A 15,411-nucleotide genomic window follows, 5' to 3' on the forward strand; every position below is an offset into this window, starting at 1 on the left:
TACTAGGCATATTTTCATGTTAGCTGTATATCAAGAAAGATAAAAAATTAGTAATCAACTAGTTATATACCATAAATTCATTTATCAGAATGAATAATAAGCGTTACACCCATTACATCTAGAGTTGTGATAAAGATCTGCAATTAAACATTAATCGCCATTTGATTAGTGATGCAGCTCTAATTTTGCTCTTTCCTCACTAGAAAGCATTATGGAACCGGTTCCATAATACATTATTCGCAATGACAAATGGGCAAAATGCCCTTTAATCAGACAGAGGAAAGTCATGAGCAAACACATTATTGTTGTCACTGCGGCCTATGGGGCGCAAACCGTAAAACAATTAGGCGGCCAACAAGCCTTATTCGAAGTGATTCAAAACAGCCATGCAGATGGCGTGGAGATCCGCCAAGAGCTTTTGCTGCCGAATGATAGCCTGACGGATATTGCTGATAAGCTACAAGCAAGGCAACTAAAAGCTGTCTATTCTATTCCTGATACCCTATTTCAACAACGAGCTCCTATCGCAATCACCAAATTACAAGGCTATTTCGAAGATGCCAAACAACTCAATGCACGCTTTTTAAAACTATCACTTGGTGAGCTACCTGAGTGCTATGACTTATCCGAAGTTATTGGTGTCATCAATCAATACACCACCCAATTAGTGATTGAGAACGACCAAACAGAAGCCGGTGGTCATATTGCGCCTCTTGAACGCTTTTTTGCTGATGTCAAAACCCAGAATATGCCCATAAAAATGGCGTTTGATATGGCGAACTGGCATTGGCATCGGGAAGATCCGTTAAAAGCCGCACATATTTTTGCTCCCCAAGTCGCTTACATTCACGTTAAAGCCTGCCAATTGCGTGACAACAAACGTGTTGCTGTAGCACTTGATGACAGCGATGGCACTTGGAAAGAAGTGCTAACCGCCCTACCGAATGACGTTCCTTGTGGTATCGAGTTTCCACTCGAAGGCGATGATTTACGTGCAGTCACTGAATACTATGTTTCTCTGTTAAAGACTTTCTAGGTTAGAGGGAGAATTAATTTTATGAAAAACCAATTAGATGTCGTAACTCTTGGTGAGGCCATGATGATGTTCGTCGCCACACAAACAGGGAAATTACATGAGGTCGAAAACTTTGTTCGCCGTGCCGCAGGGGCTGAACTCAACGTTGCTGTTGGCCTTTCACGCCTTGGGTTAAAAACGGGATGGATTAGCCGCTTAGGTAATGACTCTTTTGGGCGTTTTATCCAAGCCACATTGGATAATGAATATATAGATACTCAATGTGTTACGGTAGATTCTCGTTACCCAACTGGCTTTCAACTCAAATCTAAAGCCGAAAATGGAACCGATCCCATCGTAGAGTATTTTCGTCAAGGTTCTGCGGCAAGTCACTTAGATTTAACAGACTTTAATGAAGATTATTTTCTATCCGCACGCCATTTACATTTAAGTGGCGTGGCTGCTGCGCTTTCACCCACCAGCTATCAACTTTCACTGTACGCCGCGAAATGGGTGCGAAATGCAGGAAAAACACTATCATTTGACCCCAACTTGCGCCCTTCTCTATGGAAGAGTGAAACAGCGATGGTAGAACAGCTCAACCAACTCGCGTTCCAAGCTAATTGGGTCTTACCAGGCTTAAAAGAAGGCAAAATTCTGACGGGCTTCGACCAATCCGAGTCTATTGCTGACTTTTACCTCGCTCAAGGTGTTGAAGCCGTTGTGATTAAAACCGGAGAACACGGCGCATATTATAAAACTGCGGGTAACCAACAAGGTATGGTTCCTGCCGTGCATATTAAACAAGTCATTGATACCGTCGGTGCCGGCGATGGTTTTGCCGTTGGCGTCATTAGCGCCTTACTTGAAGGCTTAACACTACCGCAAGCTGTTGCAAGAGGTAATTTTGTTGGAGCTAGAGCCATTCAAGTTATAGGTGATAGTGAAGGCTTACCAACTCAAGCGCAATTGCAGCATGAAATGGCATTACTCTCCGCCACCACCACTAAAGCTGCATGTTAAAAGGAAATCGATTATGACAATGAATACTCCAGCAGCGTCACGTTGGTGGCGCATCATGCCAATCGTGTTTATCACCTATAGCCTTGCTTATTTGGATAGAGCAAACTACAGCTTTGCCGCCGCTGCAGGTATCAACGCTGACTTAGGCATTACCAAAGGGATGTCGTCACTACTCGGCTCATTATTTTTCCTTGGCTATTTCTTTTTCCAAATACCAGGCGCTATCTACGCGGAAAAGCGCAGTGTCCGCAAACTGATTTTTGCCTGTATTTTTCTCTGGGGAATGTTTGCCAGCTTAACGGGAATGGTCAGTAATATCCCAATGCTAGTGATTATTCGCTTTAGTTTGGGTGTCGTTGAAGCCGCCGTGATGCCAGCGATGCTCATCTATATCAGTAACTGGTTCACTCAATCAGAACGCTCACGCGCCAATACCTTTTTAATTTTAGGTAACCCAGTCACGGTGTTGTGGATGTCCGTGCTATCCGGTTATCTCATTCAAGCGTTCGGTTGGCGTGAAATGTTTATCATTGAAGGGGTTCCAGCGATTTTGTGGGCTTTTTTCTGGTGGAGAACAGCACGTGATAAACCAAGCCAAGTGAATTGGCTAAGCCAGACTGAAAAAGAGACATTAGATAAAATTCTCAGTGACGAACAGAAAAACATCAAACCTGTCCGTAACTACCGTGAAGCTTTTAAATCACGTAACGTGATTTTACTGTGCGCCCAGTATTTTTGCTGGAGCATCGGTGTGTATGGCTTCGTACTGTGGCTGCCATCTATTATTCGTGGAGCATCTAACCTTGGGATGGTAGAAACAGGCTGGCTTTCTGCCGTTCCTTACCTTGCGGCAACCTTAGCGATGATCCTCGTATCATGGGCATCTGACCGTATGCATAACCGCAAACTATTCGTTTGGCCAATGCTTTTACTCGGTGCGATTTGCTTCCTCGGTTCGTACTTACTCGGTAGCACGAATTTTTGGTTCTCTTATACCTTATTAGTGATTGCGGGTGCAGCAATGTACGCCCCATATGGGCCCTTCTTCGCTATCATTCCTGAAATGTTGCCAAAGAACGTTGCAGGTGGTGCAATGGCATTAATCAATAGTATGGGCGCATTAGGTTCATTCTTTGGTTCATGGTTTGTTGGCTATTAAAATGGAGCAACCGGTAGCCCAAGTGCTTCGTATATGTTTATGGGACTCGCATTATTAGCCTCGGTTTTCTTTACCTTGATAGTCAAACCAAACCAAGAACAAAACAGTGATGTTGTCATCACGAAGCATGCTTAAAAGGGATACTATGAAACAGAATATTATTTTATATAAATCCATTCCTACGGATCAACTTGAACGGCTACAGCAACACTTTAATGTTACTGTATTTGATAGCGTTACACCTGAAAATCTCGCTAGCTTTAAACAAGCGTTATCCCGCGCTGACGGCATTATCGGGGCCAGCTATCCTATCACGGCAGATGACATTGCCAATGCTCCGAATTTGAAAGCGGCATCGACCATTTCCGTTGGTGTCGATCAATTTGATATTGATGCAATGAATGCTAGAAAGATTGCATTAATGCATACACCTAATGTATTAACCGAAACCACCGCCGACACCATTTTTACGTTAGTGCTTTGCAGTGCACGCCGCATTATCGAAATGGCTGAGATGGTCAAAAATGGCCAATGGACTCAAAGTATTGGTGAAGATGCATATGGCAGTAATGTGAATGGGAAAACTATCGGTATTTTAGGCATGGGCCGCATTGGCTATGCCGTTGCCAAACGCGCTTATTTAGGCTTCGGGATGCCAGTTCTCTATTACAATAACCATATCCACCCCGATGCAGAAACCCAACTTAAGGCACGTCGTTGTGACCTCGATACGTTGCTGGCAGAATCGGATTTTGTCTGTGTCGTGCTGCCATTATCAGCGTCAACCGAAAAGTTGATCGGTAAAAATGAGTTGGCAAAAATGAAACCCAGTGCATTTTTGATCAACGGTTCAAGAGGCCGTATCGTCGATGAAGCCGCCCTGATCGATGCATTAGAAAGTGGCACAATTCGCGGGGCGGGTTTAGACGTGTTTGAAGTTGAACCCCTTCCAAGCAACTCTAAGCTACTCACGCTGCCAAATGTGGTTGCTCTGCCGCACATCGGTTCTGCCACCCATGAAACCCGTTACGCCATGGTCGAGTGTGCTGTTGATAACCTAATAGCCGCCTTAAAGGGCGACCTAAGCCAAAATTGTGTTAACCCTGAAATAGCAAAATAGCTGGAATGCCCTAATTTATTAGGGCTCTTTGGCTCTTTAACCATCAATGCGCATGAGCGTGTCCCGGGCGAGCAACATTGCTTCGCTCACACTCGGTCAAAAATTGGATAGAATTCAGTTTACTGGTTGATGGCGCTAAATAATATAATCCGACGGTTTTTTGACTGGGTGAGTATATCTCCAACATGCCATTGACATCAGAATAATAATCACCTTTATTTATCACGATGTTAAAATCTTTTATTTTCTCAACGCGTCGCTGTTCCGTACTTTTCACTAACGGATAACTCATATACTCATAGCCAACAAAATCAACGATATTAACCTGATTATTATTGAAAAAGACTTGTACCTTACTTGCACCCGTTGGAAAAATAAATTTGCCATTTCGCTCTAATGTGATGTGATTATAGCTTTGGTCAACTTGGCAGGTATATTCTTTGATACCGCTTCTGGTGCTACACCCCGCTAAAACAAGGCTAGCTAGCAATAATATCCCTATCTTTCTCATATGTTCCCTATGCCCTCAAAATGGTTATAACATAATCTGCATATCAGTATACATGCAACAAACCTTAAGCCAAATTGAGAAATAGTAACGAAATTTTAAGAACCGAATAACTTAGCCCCAAAGACTACAATGTCGTCGATTTTCGGATCAGCAATTCCCCATTAAATAAATATTGCATTGGTGGCTTATCTGGGTTTTCAAGTTTTTCCAATAAGCACTCCACCGCTTTATGCCCCATTTCCGCTGTCGGCTGAGACACTGAGGTTACCCCTTGCCCAGCCAATGCCGCCCATTCGAGGTTATCGAAACTCAAAAAGCCAATATCCGTTCCCCAACGTAACCCTTGTTTATTCATGACATATGCCAACTGCAAAGTGAGCACTCCATTAGCGGCAACAATCACTTTGCGCATACCACGATGTGCAGTACAAAAATCGGCAACAATGGCCTCTAATTTTGCAGGGTCAGGCAAGGTCACTTCATGAAATTCGCTTTGGATATGTTGATGGCTCTGCGATAACGCTTGAAAGGTCTGTAAGCGCTCTTGGCGTGCGCTGTTATACACAATGGGCTCAGTCACGAAGCAAATCGCTTCAAACCCTTGTTCAATCAGATGATTAAAGGCCATTTGTGCAGAAGCGGGGTTATCTAGCCCCACCATGTCACTGGGAAAATTGTCGATTTTTCTATCTAACAAGACGAAAGGTAGGGTGGTTTCTTTCAGCACTTCAATGAATTGTTCGTTAACACCCGCTGAATTTATGATAAGCCCATCAACGCGGTAACCTTTTAGCAATTGAATAAATTGGCATTCACGCTCAATGCTGTTATCTGCATTGCAAACCACGGTCATGAAACCTTGTTTGATTGACTCGGCTTCTACCCCTTTTAATACTTCAACAGAGAATGGATTACCAATATCGGCAATAATCAAGCCAATCAAGCCTGTCCGCCCATGTTTCAAGCTGCGCGCCATTTGGTTTGGGCGATAGTTTAATTCACGAATGGCGCTTTCAATGCGTTGACGTAAATTATCAGAAAGCAAATGAAATTCACCATTCAAATAACGTGAGATACTGGTTTTCCCTGCCTGAGCTTTGGCAGCGACATCTTTGATCGTGGCAACTTTTTGCGTTTTCGGGGCCATAGCTTCAGGTTTTTCCATTCTCTAGAAACATCACCAAGAGGTTATCTTACTCGAATAAGCATCATTTTACTTGTGGTATTGCGTTAACTTGCTGTTTTAACCATTGAATAAAAATATCCGCCTTCGGGTTTCGTTTATCATTTAGCATCGCAAAATAGTGGCGCTGTTGGCACTTCAGCGAAATATCACCAAATGGCATTACTAGTTCTTGGCGCTTTAAGCGTTTTTCAACCAATTGTTTACGTCCCATCGCCACACCGGCATGGTTCATTGCGGCAACAATCGCTAAATCAGAGCGATCAAAGCATAGGTTTCGGCGATGAGGAAACAAGGTTAATTGGTAATGTTCACTCCACGCCTTCCATTCATCATAATCAGAGTTACTGCTCCAAGCTTGTCTATCATGTAGCAAAGTACAATTTTTCAATTGATGAATATTATTAAGCAAATCATGTTGTTTAGCATATTGCGGGCTACAGACCGGAACAATTGACTCTGACATTAAATCTTCACAATATAAATTGGGCCGAGTGATATCATCATAATAAATAGCAATATCAATGCCATAGCCACGAAAGTTAACGTCATCGTTGCCCGTTAATAGATTTAACTGAATTGAGGGATATTGGTTAGCAAAATCCGCAATTTTGGGAATTAACCAGCACTGGGCGATGGATGGTCGTGAATACACCGTAAGTTCACCCGAGATTTCTTGGTTTTTGATATCAATAATTTCTTGGTTAATATCATCCAAATTTTTGCGTAGTGCCCAATAAATTCGCTCACCATCAATCGTCAGCTCAATACGCCGATGAAAACGCTCAAATAATTTAAAACCTAACTCCCCTTCTAACGTATTAATTCGGTGGCTAACTGCACTGGGTGTTAATGCCAACTCCTGTGCCGCTAATGCAAAAGAGCTATGCCGTGCTGCTGCTTCAAAGGTATGTAGGCGCGATAGCTGATAACTTGATAGCCGTTTATTCCATTGAATAAATCCAGATTGCTCAAATTGATTGAAATTTTCTGACATCAACGCCTCCAATAAAAACAACGATACTCAATGATTTCTACAATACCCTTTTTAAGATGAATTTAGATGACCCAAAGACGCTACTCTCCGTTTTATATGACTAATATCACACCTTTGAGTTAATTTAATTCATCTAAAGCTCGTGTTTCATCGTTTGTCACCACTGAATATTTATTATCCAATAGAAAAACAATAACAAGATGATCAGAGGTAGGATATGGACTCTACAATGTGGATGATTGGTACTTTAGTTATCAGTATTTTACTAATCATCGTTTCAATTATTAAATTTAAGTTTCATCCCTTTTTAGCACTTTTACTCGCCAGCTTCTTTGTCGGTATCTCCATGCAAATGAATCCATTGGAGATGGTCAACGCTATCGAAAATGGCATTGGGGGTACACTTGGTTTCTTAGCTGCCATTATCGGGCTAGGAACTATTCTTGGAAAAATGATGGAAATCTCCGGGGCAGCAGAGCGAATTGGGGTGACATTACAAAAAAGCCGTTGGTTGACTCCCGATGTCACCATGGTACTCATTGGGTTAATCTGCGGTATCACCCTGTTTGTTGAGGTCGGTGTGGTGTTACTGATCCCACTCGCATTTTCCATTGCCAAAAGAACCAATACTTCATTATTAAAGTTAGCGATCCCATTGTGTACTGCGCTGATGGCCGTCCATTGCATCGTACCGCCACACCCTGCTGCTCTATTTGTCACAAATGAATTAGGTGCTGATATTGGTACGGTGATTGTTGCAGGGTTAGCCGTAGGCCTAGTCGCATCATTAGTCGGCGGGCCACTGTTCCTCAAATTCTTAGGTGACCGCTTACCGTTTAAAACTGTGCCAGAAGCGTTCTCAGATCTTGAGGTACGTGAAGAAAAAGACTTACCTTCTTTAGGTGCGACACTGTTCACGGTGTTATTGCCAATTGCCCTCATGTTAATCAAGACTGCCGCTGACTTGAACATGAGCAAAGATAGCCAGTTATTTACCCTCTTACAGTTTATTGGTAACCCAATAACCGCTATGTTTATTGCCGCTTTTGTCGCTTATTACATGTTAGGGATCCGACGTAACATGGGTATGAGCGTATTACTCAGCAAAACCGAAGAGAGTTTTAGCTCAATCGCTAATATTTTATTGATTATCGGTGCGGGCGGGGCATTTAACGGTATCTTAAAAGGCAGTGGACTGAGCGATTCCTTAGCGATGGTGTTATCTGGTATTGATATGCACCCAATTTTACTGGCTTGGCTAGTCGCCATTATTCTTCATGCCGCTGTCGGTTCTGCCACCGTTGCGATGATGGGCGCAACGGCGATTGTTGCTCCGCTAATGCCAATGTACCCACACATTAGCCCAGAAATTATGACATTAGCCATTGGCTCAGGCGCAATTGGCTGCACTATCGTCACTGATTCATTGTTCTGGTTAGTCAAACAGTACTGTAATGCGACTTTAGCCGAAACATTCCGTTTTTATAGTGTCGCCACGTTGATTGCGTCTTTCGTCGCGCTGGCCGGGACTTTTGCACTTTCATTTGTGATTTAAAAGAGAGTAATTATGACTCAGATAAATGTTGATAAGTTAATTGCTGACTACCCTTTAGTTCAGGACTTAATCGATTTAAAGCAAATTGCGTGGTTCAACCCAAAGGTCACGACGACGCAAGCGGGTTTGCCTTATGTCGGGCTAACCATTGAAGATGTTCAAGATGCAGAAGCGCGCTTAAACCGCTTTGCGCCTTATTTGATGAAAGCGTTTCCAGAAACTCAAGCGACACAAGGGATTATTGAATCTGAAGTTATCGATATTCCCAACATGCAGGCCGCGCTGGAAAAACGGTATCAAACGCCAATAACAGGGAAAATGTTACTGAAAAAAGATAGCCACCTACCAATTTCAGGCTCAATCAAAGCCCGCGGAGGCATCTATGAGGTTTTAACCCATGCAGAAAAATTGGCTTTAGCAGCAGGTTTATTATCAACAGATGATAATTATGAGATTTTAATCTCTGAACAATTTCGTCAATTCTTTAGCCAATACCGCATCGCGGTGGGCTCAACCGGTAACCTTGGCATGTCCATCGGCATTATGAGCGCTAAACTTGGCTTTAGCGTCAGCGTGCATATGTCCGCAGATGCCAGACAATGGAAAAAAGACAAATTGCGTTCACATGGTGTAAATGTTGTGGAATATGAGCAAGATTACAGCATCGCCGTTGAACAAGGCCGTAAAGAAGCAGAAAAAGACCCAAACTGCTTTTTTATTGATGATGAAAACTCCACGACCCTATTTCTTGGCTATGCCGTCGCAGGCCTTCGTCTAAAAAAACAATTTGTAGAGCAAGGGATTACAGTGGATAACGACCACCCGCTATTTGTCTATTTACCTTGTGGTGTTGGTGGTGGCCCCGGTGGCGTTGCTTTCGGGTTAAAACTCGCCTTTGGGGATGCCGCCCATTGCTTATTTGCAGAACCAACGCATTCACCTTGTATGTTGTTAGGAGTACATACCGGGTTACATGATGGCGTGTCAGTTCAAGAGATTGGTATCGATAATATCACTGCCGCTGATGGCCTTGCCGTTGGCCGCGCATCCGGTTTTGTGGGGCGCGCGATGGAGCGGTTGATTGATGGTTATTACACTATCGATGATAGCGAAATGTATAACCTGTTAGGCTTACTCAACCAGACCGAATCTATTAAATTAGAGCCTTCGGCCTTGGCGGGTATGACTGGCAGTGTGCATGTCACGCAAAACACAGATTATTTGCAATCCAAATCACTCACGCCTAAGCAACTGGCCAACGCAACACATCTGGTATGGGCAACAGGTGGCGGTATGGTACCCGCAGATGAGATGCAAAAATATTTATCACAAGCCAATCTAAGTTAACAATTAACATGTTCAAAGCCCTCCTCACGTTAAATGATATGAGGGCTTTTTACCATCAGCCGCAAATTATTAGTTTTGCAATGATTGCCCCGGTAATGGGACTAAATCACTTTCAATATAGCGTCTCACTAAAGTCGCGAGCGCGACTAATGAGTCCAAATGAGTCCTTTCCCAACCGTGGGAGCTATCTAGTGCGAAACATGCTAAAGCCGCACGAATATCCCATCCTGCATCAATTGCTGCAGCACTATCCGAACGATAATGTTTAAACGTATCGCGGACGTGAGGAATATCATACTGCTGGCATAATTGTAATAAATGCCGCGTAATTGCTAAATCAAACGGGCCGGTTCTGTCGCGAAAAGCTAAGGTGAGGGCGTCATCCCTTGTGGTTTGGTCTGGCGCAGAAACGGAGTTATCAATCGCCAATAACTCTTGAACTTGCGGACCAAAACCGTGGGTGCCTCCGATACCGACCTCTTCTGAAATCGTGAACATCATTTGGCAAGATACCGCTGGCACAATACCGTCATCCACCAGTGATTTTAATGCGGCTAACATCACTGCACATCCGGCTTTATCATCCAAATGACGCGATACAATAAAACCGTTATCAATGAATTCGGGTTGAGCATCCACTGCAACAATATCACCGACGTTTAAGCCATGGGATTGCAAATCAGCAAAGTTATAACAGGGGGCATCAAGGCGAATTTCTAAATTATCCCAATCGGCTACTTGGGTATCTACCTCAGTATTAAAACGGTGCCCTGAGGCTTTTAATGGCAAAATTGTCCCACGATATTGGTGATCATCACTAAATACTGTCACCCTTGCACCTTCCGCAAAACGGGCTGCCCATGTGCCTGTATTACGCAGTGCCAAACGCCCATTCGGTTTGAGTTGTGTCACCATCGCCCCTAATGTATCAAGGTGTGCGGCTAATGCACGTTTAGGTTCTTCAGAACCGAGTGTGATATAGAGCACCCCGCGGCGTGTGTATTTTGGTGTAAACCCCAACTCCGACAACCATTGGTGAGTTTGCGCAACGGCTTGTTCAGTCATCCCTACAGGGCTAGGTGTGCATAATAATGTTTTTAATACAGAGGTCAGATATACTTTATCTATCATTATATTACCTATCCTCACTTAAGAAACGTTCTTGTAATGTGGCTTGTAGAGCTAACATGGCTTGTTCTGCATAAGCCATATGTGCTTCCATTACCGATTGAACTTTAGCGGCATCTTTACGGCGTAAAGCCTCGATTAATTGATATTGGTATTCGATGCCTTGGCGCCTGTCGACAGGCTCAGGTTTTAAATAAATGTCCTGACAAACGGCTAAGTCTTTGAGTAAGCGTTGTAAAAAATGGCAGATAAACACTAATAAAACGTTATCGGAATAGCTGGCGACCACCGCATGAAAATCCAGTTCTGCCATTCGTTGCTGCCAGCGTTCATTTTCATCTACGGGCTCATGGTCATAAATGGCGATGGTATCGTACAGCTTTTGAATTCCTGCGTTATCGATATTATCAATGGCACTGACTGCTACCACCGGTTCTAATAATTTACGTAACGTATAAATATCCTTGATTGATATATCCCGCGTAAATAAATAGTTCGATAACAAACTCATCGCTCGCGCTTCAGTCATTGAATCAATAAACGCGCCACCACCAGGCCCAGTTTTTGTTTTAATTAACCCTTGAACTTCCAATGACTTTAATGCTTCTCTCACAGTGCTTTTGCTAGCGTTATAATGTTCAATTAACTCTTTTTCTTGTGGCAAACGGTCACCGGGTATGAGGTTATTGGCCATAATGGTTTCTTTTATCGCATTGACGATTTCATCAGTACGTTTAATACGCACTGACTCTATCGTCATTGGCTTATTGGTGCTCATATTAGCTTCTCAACTGGTTTAAATAAGTTTCTAATCGACTGAATCAACACGAATTCGTGGGGCACTTGCCAATAAATTTCGCGTATATTCATGCTCCGGTGCGGCAAATAAGCTGCGGGTATCTCGACATTCTAGCAAATCCCCTAAATAGAGTATGGCAACTCTATCTGCAATCGACTCCACTACCGCCAAATCATGGCTAATAAATAAATACGATAATGAAAACTGTTGTTTAAGTTGTTCTAATAACAATAAAACTTGCGCTTGTACCGAAACATCCAGCGCACTAACGGGTTCATCAAGTACCAATATTCGTGCATCCGCAGCTAATGCTCTCGCAATCGCTAACCGCTGTGCCTGCCCTCCTGAAAACTCATGAGGATAGCAAGCTAAAGCGTCGATTGGCATATTGACGGCTTCGAGTAATTCCGCCAAACGCTTCGCTCTTTGTGATGTGTTCATGTGCTTTAAGTATTTCAATGGAACCGTTAATGTCTCGCCTATCGTTTTACGGGGGTTCAAAGAAGCAACCGGGTCTTGAAAAACATACTGAACGGCTTGCCCAAATGCACGTGAACCTTGTTGCAGCCATTCGGCACGAGTTTGCCCTAATACCGTAATTTCCCCCGAGGTTTCACGCTCCAACCCAACTAAAATACGCGCTAAGGTACTTTTTCCTGAGCCACTCTCCCCTACAACAGCAAGGGTTTCACCTTCATAGAGCGATAATGAAATATTTTTTAGTGCGTGAACTTGGCGCCCTCGAGGGTGAAATAGGCTTCTTGGCTGCCCGAAGGTTTTCACCAACTGATTAACCTCAATCACTTTTTTCATTAAACCTCCTGAGCCGATGTTAAATCATCACCATTGGGCTGATGACCATAAAGTTGTTGGACTTGTTTTAAAAATCCACGCCCTTCCCCTAATTTAGGGACACTGGCGATCAGGCGTTGTGTATAAGGATGCTGAGGCTGGCGTAATACCGTTTGTGTCTCCCCTGTTTCAACTATCTCACCTTGCTGCATGACGGCAACACGGTCGCAAATTTGGTTAATAACCGCGAAATCATGGGTAATAAATAAGAGTGCAACACCGCGTTCACGGCGTAGTTGGTTGAGTAACTCTAAAATACGCGCCTGCACCGTAACATCTAATGCGGTGGTCGGCTCGTCGGCAATAATCAACACAGGATCATTAGCCAATGCCATCGCTATCCCTACCCGCTGGCGCTGCCCGCCTGAAAGCTCATGGGGGTAGGCATCAAAACGCTCCTGCGCATCTGGGATCCCAACGCTATCCAATAATTCAATGGCTTTATTTTTCGCCTCATAGAATGACAACGATTGGTGAGCGGTAATGGCCTCACGCAATTGCACACCTATGGTAAATTGCGGATGGAGTGTCGTCAGCGGGTCTTGGAAAATATAGGATACCTTCGCACCGCGACGGCGCTGCATAACAGATAACGGTAATGACAACATTTCTTCATGTTCTACATAAATACCACCAGCGGTAACCAACGCAGGAGGCGATGCAAGCAACCCCATTACAGATAAAGCCGTAACACTCTTACCCGAACCGCTTTCTCCAATTAGCCCTAAACATTCCCCCGCACCAACGGTAAAACTGATCCCTTTTACCGTTGGGCGTAATTGATTTCCTTGGCGAAAAGCGACCGACAAGTCTTTGACTTCTAATACCACTTGTTCGCCTCCCGTTTTCGCAGGAATATTAACTCTGTCAGTCTGTGTCATCGGTTGTGATCGCTGTAAGGCTCCTGATTTTAACCGGGGATCAAGAATGTCACGCACGCCATCCCCTAACAGGTTAAAACTAATCACAATAAGAAAGATCATAATACCAGGTACCAATGCCACATGAGGAGCAACAAACATTTGTGCGCGCCCTTGCCCTAGCATTGAACCTAAATCTGCATTCGGTGGTTGAGTACCTAGCCCTAAAAATGACAAGCCTGCCGTCTCTAAGATCATCCAGCCAATGGTCGTTGACATGGTAACCACAATGATTGGCAAGACATTCGGTAACACTTCCGTTAATAGGACTTGTAGGTGGTTTTTACCTGACAACCTTGCAGCTTGTATAAAATCTCTATCACGTAAACCCACCGTTAACCCACGAATATTCCTAGCAAAAAAGGGAATATTCACTAATGCGATAGCATACAACGCATTGAGTAGCCCTGGCCCAAGTACCGCTACAATCGCTAAGGCTAATAAAATGTATGGAAATGCCATTAGCATATCAATACAACGCATCAATAATGTATCAGTACGATGGCCTACATACCCAGCTACCAAGCCAATTAGGGTGCCGAATATTGCCGCAATTAGTGTTGCGGAAATACCGACCAATAGGGATACTCGCGTTCCCCACAGCAATCGAGACAAAATATCTCGCCCTAAATGGTCAGTACCTAATAAATGGCCAGATGAAAAAGCGGGAAGTAGCCGATTAACTAAATCTGTTTCATCAGGATTAGCAAGAGGTAGCCAAGGCGCTAAAAATGCCAAGAGCATAATGATAGATAACGTAAATAAGCCCAAAGTTGCTAAACGGTTCGCCAGTAATAATGAGCCAATCGATTGGCGATGACGATGCTGAATAACAGGGGTCACTGACTGGCTCATGATTTCAACCTCGGGTCTAACATGGCTTGCGCAACATCCGCAAGTAAATTGATAAAGACATAGGACGCTGCTGCAATCAATACGCCCCCTTGAACTAAAAACAAGTCACGGGTTGCCACAGCCTTCACTAACATGGCGCCTAGCCCCGGCCACTGAAAAACGGTTTCAATGTACACCGCACCACCAAAAACAAAGCCCGCTTGGATACCAATGACTGGGATAACGGAAACCAGTGCCATGCGAAATGCATGGCGAAAAATCACTTTGCGCTCACTCAAGCCTTTTGCTCTTGCGGTACGAATAAAATCAAGTCGCAGTACCTCTAACATTGCTGTGCGCGTCAAACGCGCTATCACCCCTGTCGCGACTAATGAAAGCGTCACTGCGGGTAAAACAAGGTGATGCAATAAATCGCTCAGGCCACCGCCTTGCCAAATATCGTACATTCCTGATGCCGGAAACCATTGTAATTGAACAGAAAAAAGCATAATCATCAATAAGCCGATCCAAAAAGATGGCATTGAGATACCCAATAAAACAGCAAGTGTAATAAATCGGTCACTCCAACTGAATTGGCGAATGGCGGAAAGGACTCCGGCCAGTAACCCTAAAACTGAACTCAGTAACAACGCACTTCCGCCCAAAATTAATGTGGCAGAAAATCGCTCTAAAACTTCATCAACGACAGGCCGGTTAAGAACAAATGAACGGCCAAAGTCACCCGAAATTAAATTATGCATCCAAATAAAATATTGCTGATATAACGGCTTATCCAACCCAAGCTCTGTTTTTACTCTAGCCACATTTTCAGGAGTCGCCCAAGGGCCAAGCAGCGCTTGAGCAGGGTCTCCAGGGATCATTGCCATGATAAAAAAGACAATTAACGTCAAACCAATCAGTATGGGTATGGTCGCTAAAATGCGTTTCAAACAGTATAACCACATAGT

At 43.8% G+C, this 15,411-nt stretch carries 13 protein-coding genes and 1 pseudogene; 6 read left to right on the forward strand and 8 right to left on the reverse strand.

Features of this window, described 5'->3' with window-relative positions; translation table 11 throughout:
- The first annotated feature begins 286 nt into the window (after window positions 1–286).
- The 4 genes and pseudogenes from M1F17_RS17520 (at window position 287) to M1F17_RS17535 (ending at window position 4,317) form a co-directional block, all read left to right on the forward strand.
- Window positions 287–1,036: a sugar phosphate isomerase/epimerase family protein gene (locus tag M1F17_RS17520; protein ID WP_094961586.1), complete on the forward strand. Its 750-nt coding sequence runs from the start codon at window positions 287–289 to the stop codon at window positions 1,034–1,036.
- Between the two features lie 21 nt (window positions 1,037–1,057).
- Entirely contained in the window at window positions 1,058–2,038 is a 981-nt protein-coding gene (locus tag M1F17_RS17525; RefSeq protein WP_318837088.1) for a sugar kinase, read from the forward strand.
- Window positions 2,039–2,051: 13 nt separating this feature from the next.
- Window positions 2,052–3,332 (forward strand): annotated as a pseudogene (locus M1F17_RS17530) (MFS transporter).
- 10 nt (window positions 3,333–3,342) lie between these two features.
- A complete protein-coding gene (locus M1F17_RS17535) occupies window positions 3,343–4,317 on the forward strand; it encodes an NAD(P)-dependent oxidoreductase (RefSeq protein WP_096864472.1) in 975 nt (324 codons plus the stop codon).
- 43 nt (window positions 4,318–4,360) lie between these two features.
- Here M1F17_RS17535 and M1F17_RS17540 read toward each other — a convergent pair whose 3' ends face one another.
- The 3 genes from M1F17_RS17540 to dsdC form a co-directional block, all read right to left on the reverse strand.
- A complete protein-coding gene (locus M1F17_RS17540) occupies window positions 4,361–4,828 on the reverse strand; it encodes a hypothetical protein (protein WP_004259227.1) in 468 nt (155 codons plus the stop codon).
- Window positions 4,829–4,952: 124 nt separating this feature from the next.
- Window positions 4,953–5,993 (reverse strand): LacI family DNA-binding transcriptional regulator, encoded by a 1,041-nt coding sequence (locus M1F17_RS17545; protein WP_094961590.1) that lies wholly within the window; start codon window positions 5,991–5,993, stop codon window positions 4,953–4,955.
- A 43-nt stretch (window positions 5,994–6,036) separates the two neighbouring features.
- Window positions 6,037–7,008 (reverse strand): DNA-binding transcriptional regulator DsdC, encoded by a 972-nt coding sequence (gene dsdC / locus M1F17_RS17550; RefSeq protein ID WP_004259232.1) that lies wholly within the window; start codon window positions 7,006–7,008, stop codon window positions 6,037–6,039.
- A 217-nt stretch (window positions 7,009–7,225) separates the two neighbouring features.
- On the opposite strand from dsdC, the gene dsdX reads away from it, so the two are divergent.
- Entirely contained in the window at window positions 7,226–8,563 is a 1,338-nt protein-coding gene (gene dsdX / locus M1F17_RS17555) for a D-serine transporter DsdX (protein ID WP_094961591.1), read from the forward strand.
- Between the two features lie 12 nt (window positions 8,564–8,575).
- Window positions 8,576–9,910: a D-serine ammonia-lyase gene (gene dsdA / locus M1F17_RS17560; RefSeq protein ID WP_206277428.1), complete on the forward strand. Its 1,335-nt coding sequence runs from the start codon at window positions 8,576–8,578 to the stop codon at window positions 9,908–9,910.
- A gap of 69 nt (window positions 9,911–9,979) precedes the next feature.
- On the opposite strand, the gene M1F17_RS17565 is transcribed toward dsdA, so the two are convergent.
- The 5 genes from M1F17_RS17565 to M1F17_RS17585 are packed head-to-tail and all read right to left on the reverse strand — an operon-like array spanning window position 9,980 to window position 15,408.
- The gene (locus M1F17_RS17565) at window positions 9,980–11,041 is read right to left on the reverse strand and encodes an osmoprotectant NAGGN system M42 family peptidase (protein ID WP_036958059.1); all 1,062 of its coding nucleotides are present in this window, start codon (window positions 11,039–11,041) and stop codon (window positions 9,980–9,982) included.
- 4 nt (window positions 11,042–11,045) lie between these two features.
- Window positions 11,046–11,816: a FadR/GntR family transcriptional regulator gene (locus M1F17_RS17570; RefSeq protein ID WP_004259240.1), complete on the reverse strand. Its 771-nt coding sequence runs from the start codon at window positions 11,814–11,816 to the stop codon at window positions 11,046–11,048.
- Window positions 11,817–11,846: 30 nt separating this feature from the next.
- Window positions 11,847–12,650 carry an ABC transporter ATP-binding protein gene (locus M1F17_RS17575; RefSeq protein ID WP_206277427.1) on the reverse strand — a complete coding sequence of 268 codons (804 nt, stop codon included), beginning with the start codon at window positions 12,648–12,650 and terminating at the stop codon, window positions 11,847–11,849.
- Window positions 12,650–14,464 carry a dipeptide/oligopeptide/nickel ABC transporter permease/ATP-binding protein gene (locus M1F17_RS17580; RefSeq protein WP_094961595.1) on the reverse strand — a complete coding sequence of 605 codons (1,815 nt, stop codon included), beginning with the start codon at window positions 14,462–14,464 and terminating at the stop codon, window positions 12,650–12,652. Before M1F17_RS17580 ends, M1F17_RS17575 begins: the two co-directional genes overlap by 1 nt.
- Window positions 14,461–15,408, reverse strand: a complete 948-nt coding sequence (locus tag M1F17_RS17585; RefSeq protein ID WP_004259249.1) for an ABC transporter permease — start codon at window positions 15,406–15,408, stop codon at window positions 14,461–14,463. The genes M1F17_RS17580 and M1F17_RS17585 overlap by 4 nt, the downstream gene beginning before the upstream one ends.
- Between the last annotated feature and the right edge of the window lie 3 nt (window positions 15,409–15,411).

It is taken from the genome of Providencia sp. PROV073 (genome assembly GCF_033688125.1).
In the GTDB taxonomy this organism is placed as follows: Bacteria; Pseudomonadota; Gammaproteobacteria; order Enterobacterales; family Enterobacteriaceae; genus Providencia; species Providencia hangzhouensis.